This is a genomic window from Chryseobacterium sp. 22458 (assembly GCF_052044975.1).
Lineage (GTDB): Bacteria > Bacteroidota > Bacteroidia > Flavobacteriales > Weeksellaceae > Chryseobacterium.
Map to the genome: position 1 here is coordinate 1 of NZ_JBQEOA010000005.1, position 14,423 is coordinate 14,423.

The 14,423-nt window shown below is 37.5% G+C and carries 14 protein-coding genes; 7 read left to right on the forward strand and 7 right to left on the reverse strand.

Annotation, left to right across the window (positions count from 1 at the left end; all coding sequences use genetic code 11):
- Window positions 1-597: 597 nt before the first annotated feature.
- Window positions 598-759, reverse strand: coding sequence for a bacteriocin-like protein (locus ACTJJF_RS17460; protein WP_165602572.1), 162 nt, complete (start codon window positions 757-759; stop codon window positions 598-600).
- Between the two features lie 226 nt (window positions 760-985).
- Between ACTJJF_RS17460 and ACTJJF_RS17465 the strand changes: the two genes are divergently transcribed.
- Window positions 986-1,261, forward strand: coding sequence for a hypothetical protein (locus ACTJJF_RS17465; protein WP_440700477.1), 276 nt, complete (start codon window positions 986-988; stop codon window positions 1,259-1,261).
- A 50-nt stretch (window positions 1,262-1,311) separates the two neighbouring features.
- Here the strand turns inward: ACTJJF_RS17465 and ACTJJF_RS17470 are convergent, their stop codons facing one another.
- Window positions 1,312-2,262 carry an isopenicillin N synthase family dioxygenase gene (locus ACTJJF_RS17470; protein WP_312299325.1) on the reverse strand — a complete coding sequence of 317 codons (951 nt, stop codon included), beginning with the start codon at window positions 2,260-2,262 and terminating at the stop codon, window positions 1,312-1,314.
- An 84-nt stretch (window positions 2,263-2,346) separates the two neighbouring features.
- On the opposite strand from ACTJJF_RS17470, the gene menD reads away from it, so the two are divergent.
- Window positions 2,347-4,023, forward strand: a complete 1,677-nt coding sequence (gene menD / locus ACTJJF_RS17475; RefSeq protein ID WP_440700478.1) for a 2-succinyl-5-enolpyruvyl-6-hydroxy-3-cyclohexene-1-carboxylic-acid synthase — start codon at window positions 2,347-2,349, stop codon at window positions 4,021-4,023.
- Here the strand turns inward: menD and ACTJJF_RS17480 are convergent.
- Entirely contained in the window at window positions 4,020-4,646 is a 627-nt protein-coding gene (locus ACTJJF_RS17480; RefSeq protein ID WP_312299321.1) for an aminotransferase class IV, read from the reverse strand. The two genes, menD and ACTJJF_RS17480, sit on opposite strands and share 4 nt — an antisense overlap.
- A complete protein-coding gene (locus tag ACTJJF_RS17485; protein ID WP_440700479.1) occupies window positions 4,630-5,607 on the reverse strand; it encodes an aminodeoxychorismate synthase component I in 978 nt (325 codons plus the stop codon). The genes ACTJJF_RS17480 and ACTJJF_RS17485 overlap by 17 nt, the downstream gene beginning before the upstream one ends.
- 47 nt (window positions 5,608-5,654) lie before the next feature.
- On the opposite strand from ACTJJF_RS17485, the gene ACTJJF_RS17490 reads away from it, so the two are divergent.
- From ACTJJF_RS17490 to ACTJJF_RS17505, 4 genes are all read left to right on the forward strand, one after another.
- Window positions 5,655-6,377 (forward strand): hypothetical protein, encoded by a 723-nt coding sequence (locus ACTJJF_RS17490; RefSeq protein WP_440700480.1) that lies wholly within the window; start codon window positions 5,655-5,657, stop codon window positions 6,375-6,377.
- A 72-nt stretch (window positions 6,378-6,449) separates the two neighbouring features.
- Entirely contained in the window at window positions 6,450-7,181 is a 732-nt protein-coding gene (locus tag ACTJJF_RS17495) for a beta-carotene 15,15'-monooxygenase (RefSeq protein WP_312299315.1), read from the forward strand.
- Between the two features lie 12 nt (window positions 7,182-7,193).
- A complete protein-coding gene (locus ACTJJF_RS17500; RefSeq protein ID WP_440700481.1) occupies window positions 7,194-8,273 on the forward strand; it encodes an AI-2E family transporter in 1,080 nt (359 codons plus the stop codon).
- 20 nt (window positions 8,274-8,293) lie between these two features.
- On the forward strand, window positions 8,294-8,524 hold the full coding sequence (locus ACTJJF_RS17505) for a DUF3820 family protein (protein ID WP_312299335.1): 231 nt from the start codon (window positions 8,294-8,296) through the stop codon (window positions 8,522-8,524).
- Between the two features lie 73 nt (window positions 8,525-8,597).
- On the opposite strand, the gene uvrB is transcribed toward ACTJJF_RS17505, so the two are convergent.
- The 3 genes from uvrB to ACTJJF_RS17520 form a co-directional block, all read right to left on the reverse strand.
- Window positions 8,598-10,589 carry an excinuclease ABC subunit UvrB gene (gene uvrB / locus ACTJJF_RS17510; RefSeq protein ID WP_312299333.1) on the reverse strand — a complete coding sequence of 664 codons (1,992 nt, stop codon included), beginning with the start codon at window positions 10,587-10,589 and terminating at the stop codon, window positions 8,598-8,600.
- 225 nt (window positions 10,590-10,814) lie between these two features.
- Window positions 10,815-12,596, reverse strand: a complete 1,782-nt coding sequence (locus tag ACTJJF_RS17515; protein ID WP_440700482.1) for a M56 family metallopeptidase — start codon at window positions 12,594-12,596, stop codon at window positions 10,815-10,817.
- Between the two features lie 2 nt (window positions 12,597-12,598).
- The gene (locus tag ACTJJF_RS17520) at window positions 12,599-12,970 is read right to left on the reverse strand and encodes a BlaI/MecI/CopY family transcriptional regulator (RefSeq protein ID WP_312299310.1); all 372 of its coding nucleotides are present in this window, start codon (window positions 12,968-12,970) and stop codon (window positions 12,599-12,601) included.
- A gap of 104 nt (window positions 12,971-13,074) precedes the next feature.
- On the opposite strand from ACTJJF_RS17520, the gene ACTJJF_RS17525 reads away from it, so the two are divergent.
- Entirely contained in the window at window positions 13,075-14,292 is a 1,218-nt protein-coding gene (locus ACTJJF_RS17525; protein WP_440700618.1) for a PQQ-dependent sugar dehydrogenase, read from the forward strand.
- The last annotated feature ends 131 nt before the right edge of the window (window positions 14,293-14,423 follow it).

Genomic DNA, 14,423 nt, shown 5'->3' on the forward strand with positions numbered 1-14,423 from the left:
TTTGGCTAAAGCCTATGGAATTTATTCTTTTGGATGAGAACGGGCTAAAGCCCGTCCCTATTGAATGAGGTGTGGTTTACTCATTTTCCAGAGTAATATGCTGTTTTTTATAATCTACCACAGATACCAAAGGTTTTTAACAGATAAAAATGCTTTCAATATTTATGCCCTATCATTAGGGATATAATTCCAGACTGCTAATTACTCATTGCTCATTACTAGTCACCCATCTCTAGCCCCGATAGTAACGGTTACCTCGCAGCATGGGTTGGAGAAGCAGCTGGTTTTAAGGATGGGAGCGCAATGGAGTGAGGAGTATGAGTGGATAGCGGGATAAAGCTCCTGAAAATATGAATAACACTTTGCGTGAGAGAACTTTCTTGGCTTTATTTAAGCTGTCAAAAATCCTTTTTCTTTTATTATGAAGGAGTATTGTTTGTAGAATTATAAAAAGTAATAGAAATAGGCTTACTTGGGCTTAAGAGAAATTCTTGCAGAATAGAATGAATACTTCTCATTTCAAGGTAATATCTGACAGCAAAAGAAAAACCGCTTCAAAAGAAACGGCTCACTTGTATGGCATTTTGATTTTCAATCTTACATATCACTGCTGGTTTCCGGACATTTGAAGTCATCACTACAGCCTGCACAGATGATTGTTCCATTGCAATAATACATGCAGAAGTCTCCTCCCGGAAGATCAGTTCCTCCCGAAATACTTTTTAATTGGTCTTTTTTTAGTTTTTTTAAATTTTTCATATCGTTTTAATTGAAATTTTGATAGTATAGTAAAATTAAATAAAATATTCTAAACAAAACACTATGTGGTACATAAAAATAAGATGATTACTTATAATATGATAAATAATTTCATTAAAAATTATTTTGTGTTTAAATATTTGATTAATAGATGAATAAATATTAACTTTAAGTAGGCGGTATCCGAAAAGCTTACAGAGTAGGAAATATCAAAAAACAAAAAACTATGAAAAATCTGAAAAAACTTTCAAGAGAAGAAAGGAAAGTAATTATTGCCGGAATAGATTTTCCATCCTATTGTATTGAAGGAGGAGGGCCTGGAGAAGGCGGCTGTTCACCAGGTAACATTTGTTCAGGAGGGAAATGTGTACCTTACGGCGGAGATCCCGGAGGTGGTGGCAACCTAGGTGGTGGAGGAGGAGATACCTATACCTGTATCTGTCCATGGGGAACTTTTACTCAACCTACTCCGTGTCCGGAGTTTTATTGTATAACAGGGTAAATTGTGAATAAAAAAATAGTCAGTAATTCAATTACTGACTATTATTATTATTATTTCTTAATCAAGCCTAATTCTATAAGTCTTTCATGTAAGAATTCCCCTGCGGTGGTATCCTCATATAATTTTGGATTATTTTCGTCCACACAATTGTCAAGAGCATTTAAAGACATTGCACTGACAGGGTGCATAAAGAACGGGATTGAATACCTTGAAGTACTCCACAGTTCTCTTGGCGGGTTTACCACTCTGTGGATGGTAGATTTCAATTTATTGTTGGTATGTCTTGAAAGCATATCTCCAACATTGATCATCAGCTCATCCGGTTCTGCAATCGCATCGATCCATTCTCCGTTGTGGTTCTGAACCTGAAGACCTTTCCCTTGGGCTCCCATAAGAAGAGTAATAAGGTTAATATCTCCGTGTGCTGCTGCTCTTACCGCATCATCCGGCTCTTCGGTGATCGGTGGGTAGTGAATAGGTCTTAAAATAGAGTTTCCTTCAGCGATTTTGTCGTCAAAATAAAACTCATCCAAACCAAGGTGAAGTGCTAAGGCTCTTAACACATACTGCCCTGTTTTTTCAAGCATCTGGAATGCTTCTTTACCTACTTCGTTGAATTTTGGAAGTTCATCAACGATGACGTTGTCAGGATACTCAGTTTTGTACTTTGAATCATCAGACAGATATTGTCCGAAGTGCCAAAATTCTTTTAAGTCTCCTTTTTTGAAACCTTTAGCAGTTTCTTTACCGAATCCTACATAACCTCTCTGGCCCCCAATTCCTGGAATCTCATACTTTTGTTTCGTTTCCACGGGTTGGTCAAAAAAGTTTTTTACCTCTCCATATAAATCCTCTACCAGGTTGTCATCAAGAAAGTGGCCTTTTAAGGCAACAAAACCAATTTCTTCATAAGCTTTTCCGATTTCATTTACAAATTTCTGTTTGCGTTCCGGGTTGTCCGAAAGGAAATCACGCAGGTCTACACTAGGTATTTTGTCCATTTTTAGAAATTTACGAATAGCAAAATTACATTTTTTTTGAATTAAATGATTTTAAAATCATTATTTATAAGTTAAATTTGCTGTATGAAAAAATATTCTTCCAAGAGAAGTATCCAAATACTTGCACATCTTCTTCAGCAGTACGGAATTGCAGACATCGTAATTTCTCCGGGATCAAGGAATGCTCCTTTGGCGATTCACTTTTCAGAAGTGGATAGTTTCAACTGTTACAGTATTGTAGACGAAAGAAGTGCTGCTTTCGTAGCAATGGGAATGGCCAAAAGTGAGAAAAAACCTGTGGCTGTTACCTGCACAAGCGGCTCTGCGGTAGTGAATTATTATCCTGCAATAACGGAAGCTTTTTACCAGAATATTCCTCTTCTCATATTGACGGCTGACAGACCAACGGATTTTGTAGATATTTTCGATGGGCAGACGATCAGGCAGAAGGATGTTTTTCATCAGCATTCCTATGGTGATTTCCAATTGCTGGAAGACAGCAAAGAGAATGCGGAAGATATTAATTTTGATATTATTAAAAAGGCAATAGAGCTGTGCTTTGAAAAGCAGGGGCCTGTGCATATTAATATTCCTTTGGAGGAACCTTTATATGAATTGGTTTCAGAACTTCCAACCTTCCCTACGGTTGAAAAGACCATTAAACATAAAGATTATGAAATTCCGGCTAATCTGATTGCAGACTGGCACACCTCTCAAAGGATCATGCTTTTGGTAGGAACCAGAGATTACAGTCCGGAACTGGAAAATCAACTGACGCAGCTTGTAAAAAACCATTCTGTAGTGGTTTTGAGCGAAGCAAATTCCAATTTATACCATGAGAAGTTCTTCAGACATATAGACCGGTATATTTTCAATTTTACAGAGGAAGATTATAAGACCTATGCTCCTGATCTTCTGATCACAGTAGGGCAGAATGTAGTTTCAAAGAAGGTGAAGCAGTTTCTGAGAAGTGCAAGGCCCAAGCAGCACTGGCATCTGGATGAAGTATGGCAGCCGGATACGTATTTCGCCCTTACAGAAAAAATTGAAGTGAAACCTGAAGTTTTCTTTTCAAAACTCTTAAAATATATCAATCTGGAACCAAGACCTTATTATAATCTTTGGGATGTCTTAAGGGATAAAAAGGATGCCAGACATGAGCAGTTTTTAAATACAGTTGAATTTTCCGATTTTTATTTCTTCAACAAAGCTTCACAAACAATTCCTGAAAATTATAATATCCATTTCAGCAATTCTTCGGGAATCAGATACGCACAGCTGTTTGATTTCGGCAAAAGAAAGATGTACTGTAACAGGGGAACGAGCGGAATTGACGGTTCAACATCCACAGCAATGGGGTTTGCTATCAAAAATGAAAACCCTACTTTACTGATAACTGGAGACCTGAGTTTCTTTTATGACATCAATGGTCTCTGGAACCAATATATCCCGCCATTTGTAAGGATTATGATCTTTAATAACGGGGAAGGAAACATCTTTAAAATCATTCCGGGACCTGGAAATGCCAATCCGAATACACTGGATGAATTCATTGCTACAAAACACCGTAAAAATGCAGAGCACCTGGCCAAGCATTTCGGGTTCTCTTATATCAAAGTAGAAGATGAGCTTACATTAGACAGGGTGCTGGAGAATTTCTTCAAACCTGATGCACAGCCAAAAATCCTGGAAGTAAATACTTACGGGAAGAACAGTGCAGATATACAGAAAGCTTACTTTAATTTTATGAAAGAAAACTAAAGGTCCAGATATTCTTCATTGCCTGGCAGATTGATAATTCTGTCGATAGGATAAATAAACATATCATCAAAGTCGTTTAAGGCATTAATGAGCTGGAAATGGGAAAACTGCTTTATATTCTGTAAAGTGATTTCCGTTTCTTTTATCTTTTTCTGCTTTAGAAGATGCTGTCTCTGTACACCATTGAGCAGATAAGTGGCAGGCGTATACCAATCTTTACCTTTTAAAAATAAAAGATTCGAAAATGAGGTATCGGTAATATGGTTATTCTTAACAATGATGATCTCTTCTGCCTTAGATTTCATCTTCATTTTATCCAGTTCTTTACGGTCTTCAAACTTGAAGGAATAATCGAAACTGTTATTTTCCATCAGCTTAAAATCCTGTATTTCAGGGATAGCGTAGGGAATCATCTGAGTCCGGACTCTTTTATCCAGATCATATGAAATTCTTAATTTGAAAAGTCCGTCTTCGTCATGCTGCAGATTTTTATAAATTTTGGCCAGATCAATAGAGTCTTCCTTCCCGAAGTGGGAAAAGGTTTGATTCACACGTTTCTGATGTAGATCCAATAGAAAAATCTCCTGATCTTCTACTTTAATGCTTTCAATGAATTGGGACATAGATTTTATTTTTCATTTCCTGATATTCGTCTTCTAATTTACTCATGTGCGTTATACCGCCTCCGCTTTTGAAATAGAGCTGATCGCCATCTTTTTCAATAAAGCGTATCATTACACAGCTGTCGACATTCTGCCCGTCGAACCAGCCACAAACTCCTGTATAATATCCTCTCTCATATCCTTCCGCTTCCAGGATAATTTCCAGTGTTTTGGGTTTGGGAGCTCCTAAAATAGAGCCTGCCGGAAGAAGCTTTTGCATAATACTTCCTATTTTACCCTCAAATTCAGGCTTTAGTTTCCCGGAAATTTCAGAACTCATTGCATACAGATCCTTTTGATGGGTTTTAATGAAATCAATGCGTTGGAACTGTTCTACCTTTACTTCATCTGCAACCATACTCAGATCATTCCGGAGCAGATCTACCACGGTGTAATGTTCTGCTTTTTCTTTCTTATCATTCTTCAGTAATTCAGCTGCATTTTCAAGAGTGGCATCAATCGTTCCTTTCATCGGATAGGTCAGAATTTTACCGTCAATGATCTTCACAAAAGTTTCAGGAGAAAAAAATACAAAAAAATCTTTATAAAAAACTTTGTATTTCGCATTTGAGTGATGAAAAATTTCTTCCAGTGTTAAATTCGTTTCTATTGGTGTCTTTCTGGTATAGTTTACCAGGTATGAATTTCCAATGCGAATATTTTTCTGAACTTTATCAAAACCTGATTGAAAGCTTTCCAGCGTTTCGGGAAATGATTTCCATTCTACTTTTTTATTTAAGGTGTGTTTCTTTTTATTCGTTGAAAATTGCTGAAAATCAATCATTAAACCTGATTTTTCAATTTCATTTTCCTTATAAACTTCTACATTCTCTGAAAGAAAGTCGATAACAAAAAAATAGGGAACCTTCTGGAGAGAAAGTTCGTCCATTTCCATAAATTTTTGATGATTCACTGAAAACATTCCGCAAAAATAATTATTGATGTTTACTTTTGCATAAAATTTTTATGATGCAGAGCAAATATCCTCAGAAACCGGGAATAGATTTTATATTGAAGCAGGCTTTTTTTTATTGGAATAAAACACTGGTTTATCAGTTGATGTTTTCAATGATCTTTTTTGGAATCTTCTTTACCTCGCTGTTTTTCTTCGGAGAGAAATATGGTATCTGGGAACAGAATCAGGTGTTGACCGAAGCCCTTAAAGAAGGTGCAAAAGCCTATATGGAAAAAATGGCAGAACTAAGTGCGACTGAAAGTTATCAGATGTTTACAATGGCAATCTGGGCAACAACTGCATTTCTGTATCCACTGAATATTGGGATGCTGCAGATCTTCAGAAAGCTTGATCTTAATGAAAAGCCTGAGTTAGGAGACTTGTTTGTGGGATATAGCGGACTTAACTTTTTTAAGTATCTGGGATATTTCCTTTTCTGGTTCTTTATTTACAGATTTACTGTTCCTACCGTAATATTGGCCATACTATGGGTGGCAATGACCATTTTTGTGGCTCCTTTAATGTTTTTTACCAATAAAAGGATTTTCGAAGCAATTTCTTTGAATTTTAAAGCTTTGAAGATGTATTTTGTAGAAATAATGGTCTGTGTGATTGTTGCCGTTTTGTTTAAGTATTTGGGATTCACCCTGTTTTTCATAGGAGGTCTTTTTACTTTTCCTTTCTGGAATGCTATGATCTATTCACTATACAAAACAGTTTTTTCTGAGAAAGGTTAAATTTCAACGATGTTTAATATGTTTTTTTGCTAAAAAAAGTTAATTTTGGTAAAATCATTAAATATTTAAACTATGTCTGAATTTAACGAATTTGATCAGCAGGGGTCTGTGCCCAACAGGGAGACCGGATCAATTATTTCTCATGCCTTCGAAATGTATAAGGGGGTTTTTGGTTACGGAGTGGTGGCCATGATCATTTATATGGTTGGAGGTTATCTTATCCAGTTGGTTACAGGTTTCAATTCTACTGCCATGATGGAGGATATGCAGTCTTCAGGAGGAGATTTCAACTACTGGAGTGCACCTGGAGTTCCTTTATATATGACATTTTCAGGTCTTTTCGGGCTGTTGCTGTCTCCGTTGTATGTTGGGTTGATCTATATGGTTAATAAATACAACACGAAGAGCCCGATTGAGTTTTCTGATCTTTTCATTGGGTACCGTCAGAATTTTGTCAATATTTTACTGTACAGCTTCCTTTCAGGGTTAATCTCTGCAGTGGCAGCGATGCTGTGTTTTTTCCCTCTAATTTTTGTGTATCCTTTACTTTTGATAGGGTATCCTATTCTTTTGTTTGAAAATGCTTCGGCTACAGATGCCATTTCAAAATCATTCAATATTGCAAAAGAAAATTATGGAACATTCCTTTTAACAGGTATTCTGGGAATGCTTATATCTGTAGCAGGGGTCGTACTTTGCGGAATAGGAGTTATTCTGACAGCACCTTTCATGATGATTGTGATGTATTCTACCTATTGTGCATTCTTAGGGAAACCGAGACAAATTATGTATAATAAACAATAAAATAAATAACGGATGATGAACAAAGATAAACAGATAAGCAGTGTTGCGATCAAGCAAATATCTTTACTGGTTATTATTCTGGTACTGGCAGGATTAATCTGCTTTAATCTAGCGCTGTTCATTCCATCGGTTTTAGGTGCCATTACCATTTATGTGGTCTGCAGGAAATACAATTTCTATCTGCAGGAAGAAAAGAAATGGAAACCATCACTGGCCGCATTTGCTTTAATGTTTGCGAGTCTTATTGTTTTAATATTACCGGTTTATTTTATTGCTGATCTTATTATTGATAAGCTTGGAAATGCACAGGCTTATATGGCCAAATTCAATATATTCCTGGATAAAATTCACAATTATATTCAGGACAGAACAGGGTTTGATATTCTGAGCCAGGATAATATGAATAAACTGAAAGATTCCGTAGGGAAAATTTCAACTTCAGCACTCAGCGGGACGTTCAATACGCTTACGGTGATCATGTCCATGTATTTCATTCTTTATTTTATGCTGGAAAAGCCAAGGTTATTTGAAAGAATCCTGACTTCTTCCGCTCCTTTAAAGAGATCCAACATATCTTTGATCGGAGATAAGATGAGAAAGCTGATCATGGCCAACGCTATTGGAATTCCCGTAGTTGCAGTAGGCCAGGGGATAGTAGCCCTTATCGGCTATCTGATATTCGGTGCTCCGGGAGCAATTTTGCTTTTTGCCCTTACAGCAGTAGCTTCTGTTATTCCTGTAGTGGGAACCGCAATTATCTATGTTCCGGTATGCATCTTTATGATTGCTGAAGGTAATACAGCCCAGGGGCTTGGTCTTGCGATTTACTGTGTGGTTGTGGTGGGGCTTACGGATAACCTTCTTCGCTTTACCCTTTTGAAAAAGCTGGAAAATATCCACCCGCTGAATACCGTATTCGGAATCATTATGGGAATGAACCTTTTTGGCTTTATGGGACTTATTTTCGGGCCGATTCTGATTTCGCTTACCCTTCTTCTGATCCAGGTCTACAGAAATGAGTTTTCTGATGAAAATACCCCTCCGGATCTGGAATTACCCGGTGAGAATGATTTAGATGAAAAATTAATTTAATTATATAAAAAGTGGAGGGACTGAATCCGGAAATATTAAAGGAGATATGTGTTGTTAAAATGCCTTTCGGTAAGTATGAAGGTATAATTCTGGCTGATCTGCCAGTAAGTTATCTGGAATGGTTTCGCCGTAATGGCGGAATGCCCAAAGGAAAACTTGGAATGCAGCTTTCAACGGTTTATGAAATTAAATTAAACGGACTGATGGATCTGCTTACTCCCATCAGAGCATCTGTAAGAAACGGAATGTAAAACATACCATAAATTTAAAAGTTTCGGCGGCATCGAAGATGCCGCCGAAACTTTTTATCCTAATAAAAAATAATTACGCCTTCAAAGCAGCAATTTCATCCCTCAGCTTGGCAGCCTTAATAAAATCAAGGTTTTTAGCGGCGGCTTCCATTTCTTTCTGCTTTTGTGCAATCATTTTCTCGATATCTTCGCTGGCGTAGCTGGCTTTTGTTTCAGCAACCTTCTGAAGGATTTCCTTTTGGGTGTATTTTTCATCCGGGAAATCTTTGCTTCTTCCTACGAGACTTTCAGAAATCTTTTTATTTAAAGCCATAGGTTTCAGTCCATGCTCTTCATTATACTGCATCTGTTTGGCACGGCGATATTCTGTTTCATCCAGCGTTGCCTGCATTGATTTTGTAATCTTGTCCGCATACATAATGGCTTTTCCGTTGATATTCCTTGCAGCACGGCCTACAGTCTGGATCATTGACCTTCTGCTTCTCAGCATTCCTTCTTTATCGGCATCCAGAATAGCAACAAGTGAAACTTCCGGTAAATCTAACCCTTCTCTTAATAAATTCACTCCGATCAGAACGTCAAAAAGTCCCAGACGCAAATCCTGCATAATCTGAATTCGTTCCAGAGTTTCAACATCAGAGTGGATATACCTTGTTCTGATCCCGAATTTTGTGAAATATTTGGTAAGTTCTTCAGCCATTTTCTTAGTCAGGGTCGTTACCAGAACTCTTTCGTCAGCATCAGATCTTTTCTGAATTTCCTCCATCAAATCATCAATCTGATTTAAAGTAGGTCTTACTTCTATGATCGGGTCAAGAAGCCCTGTGGGTCTTATGATCTGTTCAATATAAGCTCCACCTGTTTTTTCCAGTTCATAATCTGCAGGTGTTGCAGAAACATAGATCACCTGATTCTGCATAGCTTCAAATTCCTCAAACTTTAGAGGTCTGTTATCCATTGCTGCCGGAAGCCTGAATCCGTATTCTACCAAAGATTCTTTTCTGCTTCGGTCTCCGCCGTACATGGCATGAACCTGAGGAACCGTTACATGGCTTTCATCAATGACCATTAAAAAGTCCTTAGGAAAATAATCGATCAGACAGAAAGGTCTTGTTCCCGGAAGTCTTCCGTCCAGATATCTTGAATAGTTCTCAATTCCTGAGCAGTACCCCAACTCTTTGATCATTTCAAGGTCAAGCTCCGTTCTTTCCTGAAGCCTTTTTGCTTCAAGCGGTTTTCCGACAGAGCTGAAGAAATCAACTTGTTTTACCATATCATCCTGAATATCTTTGATGGCCCCATTTAAGGTTTCCTTCGAAGTCACGAAAAGATTGGCCGGATATATCTGGATCTGGTCAAAATTAGAATCTACATTTCCGGTTACAGGATCAAAGCTTTGAATCTTTTCAATTTCATCACCGAAAAACTGAATTCTGATGGCGTTGTCAGCATAAGCAGGAAAAACGTCAATCACATCTCCCTTTACCCTGAATGTACCTCTCTGAAACTCGTTTAATGTTCTGGCATATAAGGCACTAACTAAAGAATGAAGAAGAGCTGTTCTTGTCACCTTTTCACCAATAGCAATAGAAATTAACGACTTATGAAATTCCGTAGGATTTCCGATACCATAAATACAGGAAACGGAAGCTACAATAAGAACATCCCTTCTTCCGGAAAGAAGACTTGCCGTTGCAGAAAGGCGTAATTTTTCAACCTCTTCATTGATGCTCAGATCTTTTTCAATATATGTTCCGGTAGTGGCAATGTATGCTTCGGGCTGGTAATAATCATAGTAGCTGACAAAATATTCTACCGCATTATCCGGGAAAAATTCTTTAAACTCCATGAAAAGCTGTGCTGCTAGTGTTTTATTGTGTGCCAGAACCAGGGTTGGACGCTGAACATTTTGCACAACATTCGCAACCGTAAATGTTTTCCCCGAGCCTGTTACCCCAAGAAGAGTCTGGTATTTTTCCCCGATCTCTATTCCTGCAGTTAATTTATCAATAGCCTGAGGCTGGTCTCCGGTAGGTTTATATTCTGAGTGAAGCTTAAAATCCATAGAAAAGAATGTATACAACAAAAATACGAAAGAAATTTCAGGCTGGATAATCTTTTGAAGATGAATATTTTGGTTCATGACAAGGAATCAGCTGTCATACGCTTAGATCGAATTCCTGCTGAGGATTCCTCTTACTAATGATAATACCACGGATATGCGAATAAAGAAAGGTTCGCATGTCCGTGGCAAAATAGAACTAACTTAGTAAAAACTTTTGAAAAGCTTTTAAGGCCGGGCAAAGGTCATGGTTGCCGGAACCTTTAAGACAGATGCTATTGCTTTTCCGTCTTTTATTGCAGGTTTCCAAGTTGTCTCATTGCTGATGGCAGTCATCGTCTTAAGGAATTCCTTATTAAAGATTTCATTATCTCCTGAAGTGGTCACATGAGTTGCTTTTCCTGCTTCATCAATGTGTACATAAGCCATGGCAGTTATTGTTGACCCTTTAAAATCTCCAAATGAGCTTACATCCATATGTTTTCCTATCTGGGCTCTAAGACCTTTCAGCCCGTCAGGATACTGTGCTTCCGTATAATCTTTATTCTGTGCTGGGTTGATATTTGTGTTTTTACCCTCATTGCTTTCCGGGGTTGTCTTCCTTGGAGAAATGGTATCCGAAACAGTCTTTGGTAATTCTTTCTTAAATCCCATTACCGTAGATGCTTTTTCTTTTTTCACCTGATCAAAATAAGAATGTGTCATTAAGCTCACCTGGTAAGGTTGTGGATTTTTTTCTGTTCTGGCATTCTTTCCGACTTTACTTATATTCACATTTGAAAAATCTGAAGTGTTGTAGTTTTTCAAAACATTGTTGTCAACTTTTTTTGAATCAATCCACACTGCATAATTGTTCTTATTTAAAAATGACTGCATTTCATTTTCTGTAAGCGTTCTTCTTTTGAATTCGGGAGCAGCGAAGAAAATGATTTTCTGCTCATTTCTTTGGGCATCGGTAAGCTGTGGATAAAGTTCTTCAAGTCTTTTTTTATCGCTTTCAGAGACCTTCTTTGAAAATTCGGCATATTTTCCCTGGCTTAAAAGAGCTGAGTATTTAGATAAAATATCCTTAAACTCCTTATAAGAATCCTGTCCTGTAACTTCAGGAAAGTTTTTTGCCGGATTGTCATCGACCGTTTCACTGGCGGGACTTCCCGCATAGGTTCTTTCTGAAAATATTGTGGCAGCAGCAATAAGGACAGCTATTCCGGTTGTTTTTTTCAGAAAACTGAATTTTGATTTTTTTGCTTTCATCATAATAAATCTTTTTTTGGTGTTATTGAAATTAAATGAGTGGGTCAGGCTTGGGTTTTGGTGGCTCAGAATCTCACTAAGAATTAAATTCTGATATTCTTTAATATTAATGTTTTCTTTTAGTACAGATTCATCTGCCAGGAATTCATGATTGCTGATAATTGCCTTTTTATACAAGAAAACGATGGGGTTAAACCATGTGAATATCTTGAAAAGGTCTGTAATGATCAGATCGATGCTGTGTTTCTGATCAAGGTGGCTTTTCTCATGCAGGAAAATTCTCGGATCAATCGTGCCATTTTTTATATAGCTTTCTCCCAGATAGATGGTGTTCCAAAAACTGAAGGGTGATACTTCATTTTTTGTCAGTACCATATTATAGTTCTGGTAAATACGCTTTTCTCCTTTTGTTTTGTTGATTTTAAAAAGACTTAAAATACTTCTAATCAGTAGGAAAAGTGTAATCAGAATGTAGACAGCCCCTATCACATTCATCCAGTTGAAACTCTCCTGTGGAGGTTGAATGAGTGTGATCTGCTGGGCAGCTTCTTCAATAATCATTGGCGGATTGGGTTCTGCTTTTGATTCCGGTTCCTGTAGGGTAATGGTTATAAAGGGAATGACATAAGAAAGAACCAGCGAAGACAGTAAGTAAAACCGGTTGAATCTGTACGTTTTCTCTTTCTCCAGAAAAAGATAATATACCGCAATGAAGATTGAAGAGCATACAATTATTTTAAAAATAATGGTAGACATCGCTATTCCTTTATCTGTTCATCTATAATATCACGAAGTTCTTTCAGCTGTTTCTGGCTTAGTTTGGCATTAGAAGTAAAAAAAGAGGCAAACTGGGTCACAGAGCTGTTGAAAAAACGGTCAATCATGGAAGTCATTTCTTCCTTGAAATATTCCCCCTTCTCTACTTTCGGATAGTATTCACGGGAATTTCCATACAATGTATAGCCTACAAGGTCTTTATTCTGCATTCTCTTCAGCAGTGTCGCAATAGTTGTGGCTGCAGGTTTAGGATCCGGGTATGCTTCAAGGATATCTTTCATGAAAATCTTTTTTTTCTCCCAAAGAATATCCATCAGAATTTTTTCAGAATCAGTTAATTTAATATCTTTCATTCTACAATGTTGTAATTTGTTCTACAAATGTAGAATAAAAAATTAAATACGCAAACTTTATGGCATTATTTTTCCATTCATTTCATGTCACCAATCCTAATATTATGAAAATCAATCAATTTTATATTCCAATCCTTAGTGTTTTTCTTACATTATCGTCATGCAAAAAGAATCATGTAAATGCACAGCAGACCGGAAATGATGGCAGTGTAGAGACTGAAAAACCTAATTCGCAATATAAGCCAGCATTTAAAGGGCAGACCAGAATTAAAGCGGTAAAGACAACAACTCCATATACTGTAGAGATTCTGAATAAAGATCTGGGAAGACCCTGGGGAATTATCAATCTACCGGACGGAAGCTTCCTTATCACCGATAAAAGAGGACATATGAATGTTGTTTCGAAAGATGGCAAACAGGTTTCAAAAGTGGAAGGCTTTCCTGAAGTAGATTCAAAAGGACAGGGCGGTATGCTGGATGTGGCACTGGATCCTGATTTTAAAGCTAACAATATTATTTATTTCAGTTTTTCAGAACCTTTCGGAAAGGGAAATTTAACTTCTGTAGCAAAGGGAAAGCTGTCGGGAGATCTTAAAAGTATTTCTGAAGTTAAAGTAATCTTCCGTGCAGAACCTTCTTATGACGGAGATAAGCACTACGGAAGCCGGCTCGCATTTGATAAAGATGGAAATTTATTTGTAAGCACCGGAGAAAGATCAGATAAAGTGACCCGGGCTTACGCTCAGAAAACCGATAATTATTTAGGTAAAATCCTCAAAATTACAAAAGACGGAAAGCCTGCTCCCGGAAATCCATTTATAGGAAAACAGGGCTATAAACCGGAAATTTATGCCTATGGAGTCCGTAATCCGCAGGGGATGGCTATTGATCCAAACGGAAACCTCTGGGATGTGGAAATGGGACCGAGAGGAGGAGATGAGATCAATCTAATCCAGCCCGGCAAAAACTATGGATGGGGTGACGTAACTTACGGTATTGAATATTCAGGAGATAAGGTAGGGCAGGGAATTACCCAAAAACAAGGAACAGAGCAGCCTGTATATTATTGGGACCCTGTTATTTCACCGAGCGGTGTTACCTTTTATACCGGAAACATAGAAGAATGGAAAGGAAATCTGCTGATCGGCTGCCTGAGTGGCGAGCATATTGCCAGAATCGTCATGAAAGATAATAAAGTAGTAGGAGAAGAACGCCTTCTTGCAGATCAGAAAGAGCGCTTCCGGGATGTATTGAATGGTATGGATGGTAATTTATATGCTGTAACGGACAGTGGTAAGCTTTATAAAATATCAAAGAAATAAATAAAAGAGAGACTGCCGGGAAAAGCGTAAGTATTTTACTTTCTGACAGTCTCTTTTTTGTAGGAATTCTAAAGTTGTAGAGCTTAAAATAGATTGAATTTCATCAGATGTAAAGCAACCATAACTTTTAA